The following is a 13,659-nucleotide window of genomic DNA, read 5'->3' as shown; positions in this document are numbered from 1 at the left end:
CGTTGAATTGTGACCATGCGCGTCGACCGTTTCCTCAGCAATCTGCCCCGCTACAACCGTCAGCAGGTTCGCCTGTTGCTGGTGGAAAAGCGCGTGCGGATTGACGGAAAAATCGTCAGCGACCCGCACAGTGAGGTACTGGAATTCAGCCGGGTCGAAGTCGACGATGAGGTGCTGCAAAGCGGCAAACCGGCGCGCTATTTCATGCTGCACAAACCGCCGGGTTGCGTCAGCGCCACCCGCGATCCGCAGCATGCGACCGTGCTCGACCTGCTCGATGAACCGGGCAAGGAAGAGCTGCACATCGCCGGGCGTCTGGACTTCAATACCACCGGGCTGATGCTGATCACCAACGACGGCGCCTGGTCGCGGCGACTGACGCAGCCGCAAACCAGAATGCCGAAGGTCTATTACGTCGAAACCGAGCAGGACATCGACGCAGGCTACGCGCTGAAATTTGCCGAGGGGATCTACTTCGCTTTCGAGGATCTGACCACGCAACCGGCGCATCTGGAGCTGCTCGGTCCACGCTCGGCGCGGCTGAGCATCGTTGAAGGCCGCTACCATCAGGTCAAGCGCATGTTTGGTTTCTTCAACAACAAAGTGCTGCGCCTGCATCGCGAATCCATCGGTGAACTGGCCCTCGACCACGCGCTAAAACCGGGCGAGTACCGCGTTTTACGCACCGAAGAGATCCATTTGTTCTAAGCCCGCTACCGCTCAGCCGAAGTTGTCGAACAATTTACCAACCGCACTTGCGTGATCCTGGCTCCCCTGCTTGAATCAGGACGTCGGCCGAAATGTGACCGATTAGTCACCACATACTTCCAAGAAACTTTTTGTCGGTCGTCTGCCCTTAGGGGCTGCGCCTCAGCCGGCAATCTGCCCGCAAATAACAACACCCGTCGACCTGCCGTACCGGATCGACATGGGCCAGCACATTCCAGGCGTATGCCTACCTGTCACAAAGCTCGTGCAATCTCGATTGCGCGCATACCCGCTTGCTTGCCAGGAGTCTTATGACATGAGGCCAGAAATCGCTGTGCTGGATATACAGGGTCAGTATCGGGTTTACACGGAGTTCTATCGCGCAGACGCCGCAGAAAAGACCATCATTCTGGTTAACGGCTCGATGGCCACGACTGCGTCGTTTGCACAGACCGTGAAAAACCTGCACCCGCAATTCAACGTGGTCTGCTACGACCAGCCCTACGCGGGCCGGTCAAAAGCCCACAACCGGCATGAGAAACATCTGACGAAGGAAGTCGAAGGGCAGATTCTGCTGGAGCTGATCGACCACTTCGCTGCCGAGCACGTGCTGTCCTTCTCCTGGGGCGGTGCGGCAACATTGGTCGCCCTCGCCCAGCAGCCCCGGCGTATCGAAAAAGCCGTGATCAGCTCGTTTTCACCGGTGATCAATGCACACATGCTCGATTACCTCGAGCGCGGCGTCGACTACCTCGGCAGCCGCGACGGCGACCGGGTCGGTCATCTGGTCAACAACACCATCGGCAAACACCTGCCGTCTCTTTTCAAGCGCTTCAACTATCGCCACGTCAGCAGCCTCGCCGAGCATGAATACGGGCAGATGCACTTTCACATCAACGACGTGCTGCACAGCGATCGACAGTGCTATCTGAACGCGGCGAAAAAAATCAACGTGCCGGTGCTGTTTCTCAATGGCGAGTGGGATGAATACACCGCTGCCGAGGATGCGCGACTGTTCGGCAATCACGTCGCCCACAGCAGCTTCACCACCCTGCAAGCCACCGGGCACTTCCTCGACATGGAGCACAAAGCCGCCTGCCGCGACAGCCAGAACGCCCTGCTCGGCTTTCTGAAACCCGCGCCGCAAGCCAGCCGAACGCGCTACTCGTTTGTGCAGGATCAACATGCACTGGCCATTTGAAACCGCGTCATCGCGGGCAAGGCTGCAAGCCTGAGGTGCCTTACTGCACCGGCGCAGCACTTGCTCGCGATCGACCGATTTCTGCGTGGCAAAGCCATGACGAAGAAAAGAAAACTTCAAATCCGTGGCCGAGTCTGGTACAAAGTCAGCCGCTCTGAGCGGGTATAGTTTAGTGGTAGAACGAAAGCTTCCCAAGCTTTAGATGAGGGTTCGATTCCCTCTACCCGCTCCACCGAATATTGATCTCGCGTTGGGTTGTCTGACGGGGGATGCAGGAATAGAAAAACCGGCCTTGATGGCCGGTTTTTTTGTGCGCGGGATTTCACGCGTATTCGCGGCAAAGACTTTCGTGGAAAGTGTGAGCCCTACCTCTTGGGTTTACTTCTCGAAATCCTGATGCAGCTTCGCCAGTACGTTAAAGATCGGTTCCCCGGCTTTGTGTGGGACATTCAGTCGAGTGAATACCTCCCTCCAGTCGGCGAGCGCAGCGAGAGTCTGCTCGATGTATTCTTCGGCCTTGAGGTATTTGTAATCCCTGCAGATCTCCATGATCCGCTTGCGCGTAGGCTTGCCGGGAGTGCGGCCACCGAAGTCAGCGGCCCGCGACTTTTTTCAGCTCACCAACCTTGGCGCCGTCTTTCAAAACATTCAGCGCTTCTGTTTGTTTGAACGGCTTGATCATCAGCGCATCCCTCTCTTGCGCCTGGCATTCTTCAGCTCATCCAGCGAGCCCGGGTGCTCAGGTTTGAACAGTTTGGTCACAGCGTCGAGTTCATCAAGCGCAGTGGCGATCAGGATCAAAGCCTCCAACGTCACGAGCCCGGTCGCTTCGAATCGCTTGATGGTGGATTCGGAAACCCCCGCCTTTTCTGCGAGCGTCTTGCGAGCGTCCTCAAGGGAGCCAGGGTGGTATTCAATATCGGCGGGAATAAATATCGAGTGATTCTGGCGATCGACTACCAACGGCAACTCGGCTTTATCCGCTTCGTTGGGACTCACGCTCAATACGACCAGATCAACGCGGAGACCGTTTAATGAACATCAGACCCATTCGTAGCCCGGAAGACCTGAGCGCCGCATTGCTGCGCATGGAACAGCTGTGGGGTGCAGAAATCGACTCGCCGGAGGGCGATGAGTTGGAAATTCTCGCTCTGCTGATCGAAAAGTATGAGGAGCAGCATTTTCCGATGCCGCCTTCTGATCCCATTGAAGCCATCAAATTTCGTATGGATCAGCAGGGTTTGACACCGCGGGATCTTGAGCCCTTTATTGGCACAAGTGGCCGCGTTTCGGAGGTGCTGAACCGCAAACGCAAGCTGAGTCTGGCGATGATCAAACGTCTGCACGATGGCTTGCGTATTCCTTATGAATGCCTGCTCGCCAGTGTCTGAAGAAACTATATCGCACGAAAAACCGGTCGCAACGACCGGTTTCTTTTTACCCGGAAATCAACGCCGGCTAACCCACCGGCACCACATTATCCAAAACCTGATTCACCGCCAGTTCGCCCAGCATGACGACCTGGGCGATGCCGAGCAGGGTTTTGCGTTGGCTGCCGTCGAGCAAGGCGGCGAAGTCGCCGAGCATGACGCTGGCCGAGCCGAGGGATTCGCTGGCATTGACCAATAGCGACTCGGTGTCGGTGCTTGGGTTGACCTGGAACATGCTGCTGGTCTGGTACGACGGTGAAGTGGTTTTCGGTGGGATGAGATAGTGGTCGAGGGCGCGTTCGGCGGCTTCGTGGAGTTTTTTTGAGTCGAGGGACTCGTACGGAGAGGCCGGGTCGGTCTCCGGCGGATTTGGCGTTACCTTGAACATGGAATCTTCCTGTAGTGGTAACTGCGACCATCCCGCTGCTATACGAAAGGGTGGCAGCTGTACGCAAGTTAGCAGACCGGTAGGAAGTCCAAAACCCGGCGCACCCGAGGGTGCCATGCGCACAGCCACCATCAAGTGCAGGCGAAGCCTGACTGGAAGGTACATGTGCAACCGTTGGTCAATCCTGGCCGGGCTGCTAAACCCGATCACTGGAAATCAGTGACGCGAACCAAGTTACCGACCGCCCTCCCGGCGCACAAGCCGGCGGATTCTGGCGTACCGGTAGGCAGCGGCGCAAGGATTTGTAGGCATCGGGACGTAACGCGATTCGACTTTAAACAGCCATGGCGCACCACGTGTAAAAGCGCTGGGAAAAGAGAAATTTCTCCGACACATTCAACGCAAACGCATTGAAAGGACACCGTCAACATGACGCAAAACATCTACGATGATCCCGAGTTCTTCCACGGCTACAGCCAGATGAATCGCTCGATCGGCGGCCTCGATGCCGCCCCGGAATGGCCAGCGCTCAAGGCATTGCTGCCGGTCATGCACGGTCTGAATGTGGTTGATCTGGGGTGCGGGTATGGCTGGTTCAGCCGCTGGGCAGTCGAGCAAGGCGCGGCCAGCGTGCTGGGGCTGGACGTCTCCGAGAGGATGCTCGACCGCGCACGGCAATCGACGACCGTCGCGAATGTGCGCTATGAACGCGCCGACCTCGAACACCTCGACTTGCCCGCCTGCAGTTTCGACCTCGCCTACAGCTCGCTAGCACTGCACTACATAACAGATCTCCCGGGGTTGTTCGCGCAACTGTATGCCGCACTCAAACCGGGTTCGCATTTTGTCTTTTCAATTGAACATCCGATTTTCATGGCGCCACGCAATCCGGGTTGGCTGATCGACAACGAAGGTCGCAAGCGCTGGCCGCTGGAAAGCTATCAGATGGAAGGCGAGCGGGTGACGAATTGGTTGGCCGACGGCGTGATCAAGCAGCATCGGACCGTGGGCACGTTGCTCAATACGTTGATCGCAGCGGGTTTCAATATTCGTCACGTCAATGAGTGGGGACCGAGTGACGAAGAGGTTGCAGCGCAACCGGCGTTGGCCGAAGAACGCGAGCGGCCGATGATGATGCTGGTGGCAGTGCAGCGATGATCGGGTTTCATGCTCCGAAAGGCCCCTCACCCTAACCCTCTCCCGAGGGAGAGGGAACCGACCGGGTTGCTTTCGAGAGATGCGCCGACCTGAGATAACGTGGCGAACTCAAGAAACTTAGAGGCGTGATTCAGCGAGTCGCAACAATAAACAAACGCGGAAACGGCAACAGCACCGAGCCGTCGGCCAATGCTGGGTAAGCCTTTGCAACTTCCGCCAGGTATCTCCGCAGATACTGCGCGCGCTCTTCCTCGGTCAACGGGCTCAGAAACGGAATCAAACCACTGCCCTTGAACCACTCAACCACCCCCGCCGCTCCGTCCGCCAGTAGATGATGATAAGTCGTGCGCCACACATCGACCCGCGTGCAGTGCGGACGGAGGATCGAGAAATACTCGCTGGCACTTGCCATGTCAGTACGCTGTCCCGCAGCGTCTGCAAGCTTGCTTGCCCATGGCCCATCCGCGGCGATTTCGCGCATCAAGCGGTGGGACGGTTCGTTGAGGTTGTCCGGCATCTGGAGCGCCAGGCTGCCGCCGTCTGAGAGCTTGCTCGCCAGGGCTGGCAGCAACGAATGGTGATCAGGCACCCACTGCAACACCGCATTGGCGAAGATCACATCGAACGGACCTTGGTCAGCCCATTTGTCGATCTCGGCCACCTTAAACTGCAAATCTGGCAAGCGCTTGCGCGCGGCGGCAATCATGTCTGCCGAACTGTCGAGGCCACTGACCCTCGCCTCAGGAAACCGCTGCACCAGCAACCCGGTGGAATTGCCCGGCCCGCAACCAATGTCCACCACCGCCCGCGCCTGTGCCGTGGGTATTGCCGCCAGCAGATCACGGGCCGGGCGGGTGCGTTCATCTTCGAAAGCGACGTATTGCTTGGCAGACCAACTCATTGCGTTCTCCTGTCGGGGCGTTCTGGGAGCCTGGAAAAAACGGCTGCCGACACGATACAGCGATCCACGCGGCACGCCTTCCCTACCAAAGTCCTGCACTGAAACTTTGTAAACAGAATTTTCAGCGCAACGCCGATGTCTGAATTTCAGGCTCCCAAAACAAGGACTTCCATCATGAAATTCGCCAAGATTGCCCAGAAACTTGCCCTGTGGGCCGGTAGCCCGAAGACGTTCATGGGGGCGTTGATTCTGATCGGGTTGTGGGGGTTGAGCGGGCCGATTTTTGGTTACAACGACACGTGGCAGCTGATCATCAATACCTCAACGACGATCATCACGTTCCTCATGGTGTTCCTGATTCAGAACACCCAGAACCGCGATACCGACATTCTGCATTTGAAACTCGATGAGCTACTGCGGGTGAACAAGGAGGCGCAGAACGCGATGCTCGGGCTGGAGGCGCTGGATTTGAAACAGCTGGAAGCGCTGCGCCGGCATTACCGCGCACTGGGTGAGAATCAGGTGTTTGATCTAGAGGGGCTAGGTGACAAGAGCAAGCCCAAGCAGGATTTGAACGAGTGCTGAACAAATCCAGGGTGTAAACACACTGTGGGAGCGAGCCTGCTCGCGAAGATGGATGGTCAGTCAAAACCTCATTGACTGACACACAACTTTCGCGAGCAGGCTCGCTCCCACAGGGCACGCATCGCATTTCAACTGAAGGTCTCGGTCGCGTTGCAATAATGCAGCGAACTCAGCGACTGGCCTGCAACGCGCGGGCCTTCTCCAGATGACTTTGCAATTTCGGCAAGGTCTCATCGGCAAACGCTTTGATCTCAGGCACGTCGGTGGTCTGTGCCTGTTGTTCGATCTGGGTAATCGCCTCTTCGGTGGCTTTGACCTGACTGGCGGCGTAGGCCTGATCGAAGGTTGCGCCGTCCTTCACTTCCGGCATCAACTCTTTGGCCTTGTCGGCTAGTTCTTCGCGGGGCGCAACCGGCAGGTCGAGTTTCTTGGCGATTTTCGCCAGGTGCTGGTTGGCAGTGGTGCGGTCGTTGATGACGACGATGGTGTAATCCTTGACCTCTTTCGATTCGGTCTTGCCGTGTGCCAGACGGCTGGCTTCGATGTCGGCCATGCCTTTGGCAGAGGCATCGTTGATGAATTCGGCAGGCGACTGGGCGAACGCAGTGCTGGCGCACAGGCCCAGCAGGGTTGCAAAACTGACGTTACGTAAACGGGTGGCCATCCGGCTCATGGTCGCGCCCTCCTTCGTTGAAAATTCAAGCGGGCCGTGTTTCTCCCGCTGCTCAAGATATCGCGGCGGACAAGCGTCCGCCTCAGTTAGGAATGCTTTGACGGTCAAAGGTTTAGAAAAACCGCCCCGGGCGCGACGAACGGTGCTTGCTCAGCATCAGCCCTTCGGCATCAACCCTGGGAGCGCGTGCACCAGCGCATTGATGGCAAAACCGATAAACATCACGCCGCACAAACGGGTGATCAGCAGTTCGTGACGCTGATACACCGTACGCACTCGTTGCGCGCCAACCACACCGATAAGAATGGCGTAAGCCAGCGCACCGCCGATGAAACTCAGGGCGATCAGCGCCGGCAGCATTGACCAGTTGAGCAATTCGGCGCGGCTCGACAGCAGCGCGGTGAAGGTCGCCACCGCTACCGGGTACGCCTTGGGATTGGTCAGGCCGAAGACGATGCCGTGCCAGAACGGCTGGCGCGCCGCGCCTTGCGCTTCGTCGCCATTGCGACGCTGGGCACGCACCGCACGCCAGCCGAGCCAGAACAGGTATAACGCGCTGAGCACGCCGAGCACATCAAATGCAGTGCTGCCGATTTCCCGCGCGCCGACGATCGCCACCAGCGCGGTGCTGCACCAGATCACATCGCCGAGCAGGTGCCCACAGAGAAACCCCGCCCCGGCCCGCCGCCCGTGCGCCGCGCCAATCCCGAACACCGCCAGCACACCCGGCCCCGGCGTGATCCCGTAGATGAAACCCGAAGCCAGAACGGCCAACAGCAATGATGGAGTCATGGAAAACCTGCAAGCGCCAGAATACGTGGCACAAAGTCTATATCAGGCGATCACGTCCGATCACTGCGCGTCGTGAAAACGCCAGTCACATGCCCTTGAAACCTTGCGGCAACACGTACGTTTTGCCGTCGTAGCGCAACGTGGTCAGCACTGGCTTTTCGTGGGTGGTCTTCAATTCGCAGCTGTCAGGTGGTCCCTCACCGGCCAGGCCCGTGGTGACTGAGCGGACAATGATATCGGCATAACCATGGGCACCGGTTTTGCCCATCTCGAGCGTGCGCACCGTCTCCGAGCGCTCGCCCGCGCAATTGCCATCCCATTCGCCGCTGAAGCTGTAGACGACCAAGCGATCCAGCACCGGGCGCAACTTGTCGCCCTCTTTCACATAGAGCGACAGCAACGTTTCATCCAGCGGATTGACGCGTGAGGAGCCTTTGAACTGGGCGCGTACGCCGAATGCACGCAGGTCGGGCGTGAGTTTATAGCGCGCGGTATCCAGTTCCAGACTCTCCAGCGCGATGGCATCGGAGAGAAATGCCGACGGCTGATGATAGGTCGCCAGCGGTTGGGCACTGCCTGCCGAGATGACGGCCAAATCGAGATTGTATGAACCCACCCTGCCGCCGTCGGCATAGACGGGATCGGGCACGAACGTCGATAGCGCGGTAATCGTCAACTGCGAATAAGCCGGCCAGTCCTTGCACAGAGAAAAATCCGCTTCTGCGCTGACCGCGGGCCGCGTGCAATCGGCCCACGCCTGCCCAGTCATTAACCATCCGTAGAGCACCGCAGCGCTGATCCACATGGACTTCATTGTCAATTCCTGCTCCTTGAAGATATTTCCAGGCGAGCACTATCCCTTTCTGCATCGGAGGATTCAACAGATCAGGCCAGCCAGTCTTCTCATGCGTCTGAAGTCGGAATTCGCGAGCAGGCTCGCTCCCACAGGAGAGCGCATTCCAAATGTGGGAGCGAGCCTGCTCGCGAAGGCGTCATCACAGACGCCGCCAATCTCAATACTTGTCCAGCGTCCGCAACTTCTGCGGCAAGCCCCACAGCAGCAATGCTGCAGCAATCAGCGCGGCGACGCCGATGACGTAAAGCGCCGGGGTGGTGCTGCCGGTGAGGTCCTTGATGCGTCCGACCATGACCGGGCTGACGATCCCGCCGAACTGCCCCAGGGTATTGATCACCGCGATCCCGCCTGCCGCGCCGGCACCGGCACCTGCGAGCAACTTCGGTGGCAGGGTCCAGAAGCTCGGGATCGAAGCGATGATGCCCGCACCGAGCAGCCCGAGCGCGACGATCAGGAATGTCGTGTGGCTGGCGAAAATCCCCGCGCTGAAGAAGCCGATCGCGCCGACGATCACCAGCCCGGCGACGAACTTGCGCCGCTCACCGGTGGCGTCGGACAAGCGTCCGATCACGACCATGCTGATCGCCCCGCAGATGTAGGGAATGGCGGTCAGCAGGCCGATCATCACCGGGCTTTCGGTGCCGGCGCTGCGAATCAATTGTGGCGCCCAGAAATTCAGGCCGTAGGACGCGACCTGGATCAGGAAGTAAATCAAACCCAACGTCAGGAAACCGGGGATTTTCAGCGCCGCGAGCAATGAGCCGCCGCTTTTGTGCGGCTCGTGTTGGGCGATGCGGCTGGAAAGCAATTTCTTCTCGTCAGCGGTCAGCCAGTGCGCATCCTCGATGCGGTCTTTGAGCTGGGTGAGCACGAGAAACCCGAGCGCGATGCACGGCACGCCACCGAGCAGGAACAACCAGTGCCAGCCGCGCATCTGCAATACGCCGTCGAGGTGTTGCAGCACCAGCCCGGAGAACGGCGCGCCGACCAGTCCGGCGAATGCCGAGGCGAGAAACAGCATCGACGTGATGCGGCCACGGAAGTGCTGCGGAAACCACAGCGTCAGGTAATACAGCACGCCGGGGGCGAACCCGGCTTCCATCGCGCCGATGACGAAGCGCAGCGCATAGAACTGCCATTCGCTGTTGACGAAGACCATCGCCGCCGTTGCCACGCCCCACGACATCATGATCCGCGCAATCCAGCGCCGTGCGCCGACCTTGTACAGCATCATGTTGCTCGGCACTTCGAACAGCACGTAACCGACCACGAACAGCCCGGCGCCGAGACCGTAGGCGGTGTCGCTCAGGCTCAGGTCGGTCTGCAACTGGAATTTGGCGAAGCTGATGTTGATGCGATCGAAAAAGGCGAACAGGTAGCAGACCATGATCAGCGGCATCAGGCGCCAGGCGACTTTGCTGACCAGGGCTTTCTCGGCGTCGTGATCGACGGACGGACTCACGCCCGCCTCCATTACATTGAGGCTCATAGCTTTTCTCCAGGCGGACTGCCGATGGGCGTCCGATTGTTTTTGTTGTCTGGTATGCGGTTTCAACTGTAGGAGTGAGCCTGCTCGCGATGGCGGTGTGTCAGGCAACCTATGCGGCGCCTGATACACCGCTATCGCGAGCAGGCTCACTCCTACAAGGGATTGATGTGTATCAGGTCGGGATCGGGTGCAGGTCGCAGTTGCGCCCGGCCTTGGCCAGTTGGCCGGGGACTTCGTGGCCTAACAGATCTGGCAAGCCACGTGAGAGTTTCAGCAGCAACGGCAAATCGATCCCGGTGGGAATGCCGACTTCCTCGCACAGGTTCACCAGGTCTTCAGTGCAGATATTGCCCGACGCCCCCGGCGCAAACGGGCAACCTCCGAGGCCACCGAGCGCCGCATCGAAGCGCCGTGCGCCGGCCTCGTAAGCGGCCAGCACGTTGCACAAACCGAGGCCACGGGTGTTGTGGAAATGCAGGGTCAGATCGGCCGGCGAAACCCGCTGCAAAACACGCCGTACCAAACGATCCACCTGACGCGGATTGGCCATGCCGGTGGTATCGGCGAGGCTGATGCCCTGAATGCCGAGCTCCTGATAAGCGTCGACGATCTGCAGCACGCGATCCTCGTCAATCTTGCCTTCGAACGGGCAGCCGAAGGTGGTGGCGATGCTGCCGTTGAGGCGTACACCCGAGCCGCTGACAAACGCGACGATGTTAGCGAACGCTGCCAGCGAATCCTCGCAACGCATGCGCATATTCGCGAGGTTGTGGGTCTGGCTGGCGGACATCACCAGATTCAACTCATTGGCCTTCGCCGCCACTGCCCGTTGTGCGCCTTTCAGATTGGGGATCAGCGCCACGTAGATCACCCCCGGCTGGCGCTGAATGCCGGTGAACACCCGCTCGCCGTCACGCAGGGCCGGGATGGCTTTGGGCGAAACGAACGAGCCGGCTTCGATGCGGCTGAATCCGGCCTGCGACAGTTGATCGATCAGGGCGATCTTGTCAGCGGTTTCCACCCAGGTCGGCTCGATCTGCAAACCGTCGCGGGGCGAGACTTCCTGGACGATCAGCTGGTGCGAATAGTCAGTGATCATTGCACCACCCCTTGGCCTTTCAGGCGTTCGATGTCGAGTTCAGTCAGGCCCAGCCCGGCCAGAATAGCGTCGGTGTGCTGGCCCAGTTTCGGCCCGGACCAGTTCACCCCGCCGGGGGTCTCCGAGAGCTTGGGGACGATGCCGGGCATCTTCACTGTGGCGCCACCAGGCAGCTCGGCATTGAGCAGCATGTCCCGCGCCTGATAGTGCGGATCGGCGACGATGTCGGCCACCGAGTAGATTCGCCCGGCCGGCACTTCGGCGGCTTCGAGGGCAGCCAGAACTTCGTCGATCGGCAGGCTGCTGGTCCAGTGGGTGATGGCCGCATCGAGCAATCCGCTCTTGGCGGCGCGGCCGTCGTTGTGGGCGAATTCATCCGCGTCGGCCAGATCGGCGCGGCCGATGGTGTGCATCAAGCGCTTGTAGATCGGGTCGCTGTTGCCGGCGATCACCACGTAGGCACCGTCGGCGGTGAGGTAAGTGTTGGAGGGCGCGATGCCCGGCAAGGCGCCGCCGCTGCGTTCGCGGACATGGCCGAGCATGTCGTATTCCGGCACCAGACTCTCCATGACGTTGAACACGCTTTCGGCCAGCGACACATCGACAATCTGCCCGCCGCCCTGCCCGGTCTTGACCCGCAACAACGACATCAGCGCGCCGATCACCGCGTGCAGCGAGGCGAGCGAATCGCCGAGGCTGACGCCGACCCGCGCCGGTGGCGAATCGGGATTGCCGGTGGTGTAACGGATGCCGCCCATGGCCTCGCCAATCGCACCGAAACCGGGACGGTCGCGGTACGGGCCGGTCTGGCCGTAGCCGGAGATACGCACCAGGGTCAGGTTCGGATTCAAGGCGTGCAGCACGTCCCAGCCCAGACCGAGTTTTTCCAGCGCGCCGGGGCGCAGATTTTCGATGATCACGTCGGCGTCGCCGGCCAGTTGCTTGACCAGTTCGATGCCTTCAGTAGATTTGAGGTTGAGTGCCAGGGATTTCTTGTTGCGCGATTGCAGGTACCACCACAGCGACGTGCCTTCGTGCAGCTTGCGCCATTTGCGCAGCGGGTCGCCCTGGCCCATGGCTTCGATCTTGATCACCTCTGCGCCGAACTCGGCAAGCATGCGCGCGGCAAACGGCGCGGCGATCAGGGTGCCGATCTCGATCACTTTGATTGCACTCAAAGGGGCAGTCATCGCGGGGTACCTCTTGTTCTTGGAATAGGTGGCCAAGGCTAGAGGAACGATGATTGGACAATCCAGCCGTCTCTCGGCAATGAGCGTTCGCGAAATGCGAATGCTCCAGAAAGTTTCGGTGACCTCAGGTCAGCCATCGCGAGCAGGCTCACTCCTACAGGTTTTGCGTCGCCCACAGATTTGAGTTCACCCAGATCCCCTATAGAAGCGAGCCTGCTCGCGAAGAGGCCATCAGCCGCAATGAAGATCTACGGCGCACGCAAATGCTCAAACAACATTCGGCTCACCGGCGACAATCCCGCTTCATCGCGCACCACTACTATCAGCGCACGGTCCGACCAGGCATCGGTCAGCGGCACCGCCCGCAATCCCAGCGCCTGACCAAACAACTCATAGGCTCGCTGCGGCAGAATGCCGATGCCCATGTTCGCCTGCACCATCCGGCACACCGCATCGAATCCCGGCACATGAATGCGGATGCGCAGAACTTTGCCGGCCTGTCGCGCCGCCGCATGGGTGCGCATGTTGATCGAACTGGCCGCGTGCAAACCGACGTAGTCACTGTCGAGAGTTTCGTGGAAGGTCACCGATTCGCGCGTCGCCAAGGGATGCTCCGGGAGCATCACCACCACCAGTTTGTCCAGGCGGTACAACACGCTGTGCAGGCCTTTGGTATCGCTGTCATCGGAACAGATGCCGAGGTCCGCGACGCCATCGAGCACGCCCTGAATCACCCCGGCGCTGGGCCGTTCTTCGAGGTCGGTCTTGACCTGCGGATGCTGCGCAGAGAAGTCACGCAAGTCTTCGGGCAGAAACTGAATGATTGCTGAAAGATTGGCCAGCATGCGCACGTAACCGCGCACCCCGTGGCTGTGCTCACCCAGCTCCAGGCCCATTTTTTCCACGTTGAAAAGCATCTGCCGGGCATGGTGCAGCAGGGTTTCACCGGCCGCGGTGAGGACCATGCCTTTGGCCTGGCGCACGAACAGTGCGATGCCCAGCGCCTCCTCCAATTCCATCAGACGCTTGCTCGCCGCCGACACCGCAATGGCTTCGCGCGCGGCCGCACGGGTCAGTGTGCCTTCCTCGTGGACGGCGACGAACAGTTGCAGGGTGATCAGGTCGAGGCGGCGGATCAGGCTTTTTTGCAGCATGGGAGACTCGAAGACAGGTTCATTCGAGTCGGCAG

Annotated in this window: 16 protein-coding genes and 1 tRNA gene; 7 read left to right on the top strand and 10 right to left on the bottom strand. The window is 59.6% G+C overall.

The window, feature by feature from the left end:
• The first annotated feature begins 15 nt into the window (after nucleotides 1-15).
• From QRN33_RS21180 to QRN33_RS21170, 3 genes are all read left to right on the top strand, one after another.
• The gene (locus tag QRN33_RS21180; protein ID WP_285409897.1) at nucleotides 16-708 is read left to right on the top strand and encodes a pseudouridine synthase; all 693 of its coding nucleotides are present in this window, start codon (nucleotides 16-18) and stop codon (nucleotides 706-708) included.
• A 316-nt stretch (nucleotides 709-1,024) separates the two neighbouring features.
• Entirely contained in the window at nucleotides 1,025-1,909 is an 885-nt protein-coding gene (locus tag QRN33_RS21175) for an alpha/beta fold hydrolase (RefSeq protein ID WP_041478884.1), read from the top strand.
• A 158-nt stretch (nucleotides 1,910-2,067) separates the two neighbouring features.
• Nucleotides 2,068-2,141, top strand: a tRNA-Gly gene (locus tag QRN33_RS21170).
• A 449-nt stretch (nucleotides 2,142-2,590) separates the two neighbouring features.
• Here the strand turns inward: QRN33_RS21170 and QRN33_RS21165 are convergent.
• Nucleotides 2,591-2,845: a helix-turn-helix domain-containing protein gene (locus tag QRN33_RS21165; protein ID WP_083354340.1), complete on the bottom strand. Its 255-nt coding sequence runs from the start codon at nucleotides 2,843-2,845 to the stop codon at nucleotides 2,591-2,593.
• On the opposite strand from QRN33_RS21165, the gene QRN33_RS26625 reads away from it, so the two are divergent.
• Both QRN33_RS26625 and QRN33_RS21155 read left to right on the top strand, forming a co-directional pair.
• Complete coding sequence (locus tag QRN33_RS26625; RefSeq protein WP_401200749.1) at nucleotides 2,816-2,944, top strand: type II toxin-antitoxin system HigB family toxin; 129 nt, start codon at nucleotides 2,816-2,818, stop codon at nucleotides 2,942-2,944. The genes QRN33_RS21165 and QRN33_RS26625 overlap by 30 nt on opposite strands.
• Nucleotides 2,944-3,300 carry a helix-turn-helix domain-containing protein gene (locus tag QRN33_RS21155; protein WP_042608155.1) on the top strand — a complete coding sequence of 119 codons (357 nt, stop codon included), beginning with the start codon at nucleotides 2,944-2,946 and terminating at the stop codon, nucleotides 3,298-3,300. Before QRN33_RS26625 ends, QRN33_RS21155 begins: the two co-directional genes overlap by 1 nt.
• Before the next feature lie 67 nt (nucleotides 3,301-3,367).
• Here the strand turns inward: QRN33_RS21155 and QRN33_RS21150 are convergent, their stop codons facing one another.
• Nucleotides 3,368-3,727 (bottom strand): DUF6124 family protein, encoded by a 360-nt coding sequence (locus QRN33_RS21150; RefSeq protein WP_285409890.1) that lies wholly within the window; start codon nucleotides 3,725-3,727, stop codon nucleotides 3,368-3,370.
• A 429-nt stretch (nucleotides 3,728-4,156) separates the two neighbouring features.
• Here QRN33_RS21150 and QRN33_RS21145 point away from each other — a divergent pair, with 429 nt between their 5' ends.
• Nucleotides 4,157-4,885 carry a class I SAM-dependent methyltransferase gene (locus QRN33_RS21145; protein WP_116657853.1) on the top strand — a complete coding sequence of 243 codons (729 nt, stop codon included), beginning with the start codon at nucleotides 4,157-4,159 and terminating at the stop codon, nucleotides 4,883-4,885.
• Between the two features lie 130 nt (nucleotides 4,886-5,015).
• Here QRN33_RS21145 and tam read toward each other — a convergent pair whose 3' ends face one another.
• Entirely contained in the window at nucleotides 5,016-5,786 is a 771-nt protein-coding gene (gene tam / locus QRN33_RS21140) for a trans-aconitate 2-methyltransferase (protein ID WP_285409887.1), read from the bottom strand.
• A 174-nt stretch (nucleotides 5,787-5,960) separates the two neighbouring features.
• On the opposite strand from tam, the gene QRN33_RS21135 reads away from it, so the two are divergent.
• Entirely contained in the window at nucleotides 5,961-6,371 is a 411-nt protein-coding gene (locus QRN33_RS21135) for a low affinity iron permease family protein (protein ID WP_016771301.1), read from the top strand.
• A gap of 169 nt (nucleotides 6,372-6,540) precedes the next feature.
• Here the strand turns inward: QRN33_RS21135 and QRN33_RS21130 are convergent, their stop codons facing one another.
• From QRN33_RS21130 to QRN33_RS21100, 7 genes are all read right to left on the bottom strand, one after another.
• Nucleotides 6,541-7,044, bottom strand: coding sequence for a DUF4142 domain-containing protein (locus QRN33_RS21130; protein ID WP_042608160.1), 504 nt, complete (start codon nucleotides 7,042-7,044; stop codon nucleotides 6,541-6,543).
• 156 nt (nucleotides 7,045-7,200) lie between these two features.
• The gene (locus QRN33_RS21125) at nucleotides 7,201-7,836 is read right to left on the bottom strand and encodes a LysE family translocator (protein WP_285409883.1); all 636 of its coding nucleotides are present in this window, start codon (nucleotides 7,834-7,836) and stop codon (nucleotides 7,201-7,203) included.
• 85 nt (nucleotides 7,837-7,921) lie between these two features.
• A complete protein-coding gene (locus QRN33_RS21120; RefSeq protein WP_502945011.1) occupies nucleotides 7,922-8,650 on the bottom strand; it encodes a PA3715 family protein in 729 nt (242 codons plus the stop codon).
• A gap of 199 nt (nucleotides 8,651-8,849) precedes the next feature.
• Nucleotides 8,850-10,181 (bottom strand): MFS transporter, encoded by a 1,332-nt coding sequence (locus QRN33_RS21115; RefSeq protein ID WP_285409879.1) that lies wholly within the window; start codon nucleotides 10,179-10,181, stop codon nucleotides 8,850-8,852.
• Nucleotides 10,182-10,353: 172 nt separating this feature from the next.
• Nucleotides 10,354-11,280 (bottom strand): hydroxymethylglutaryl-CoA lyase, encoded by a 927-nt coding sequence (locus QRN33_RS21110; protein WP_285409877.1) that lies wholly within the window; start codon nucleotides 11,278-11,280, stop codon nucleotides 10,354-10,356.
• Entirely contained in the window at nucleotides 11,277-12,470 is a 1,194-nt protein-coding gene (locus QRN33_RS21105; RefSeq protein ID WP_285409875.1) for a CaiB/BaiF CoA transferase family protein, read from the bottom strand. The genes QRN33_RS21110 and QRN33_RS21105 overlap by 4 nt, the downstream gene beginning before the upstream one ends.
• Nucleotides 12,471-12,718: 248 nt before the next feature.
• Nucleotides 12,719-13,624 (bottom strand): LysR family transcriptional regulator, encoded by a 906-nt coding sequence (locus QRN33_RS21100; protein WP_285409873.1) that lies wholly within the window; start codon nucleotides 13,622-13,624, stop codon nucleotides 12,719-12,721.
• Nucleotides 13,625-13,659 lie beyond the last annotated feature (35 nt).

This window comes from Pseudomonas sp. FR229a (assembly GCF_030209115.1).
In the GTDB taxonomy this organism is placed as follows: Bacteria; Pseudomonadota; Gammaproteobacteria; order Pseudomonadales; family Pseudomonadaceae; genus Aquipseudomonas; species Aquipseudomonas moraviensis_A.
This window is presented reverse-complemented; position numbering and strand designations above follow the sequence as displayed.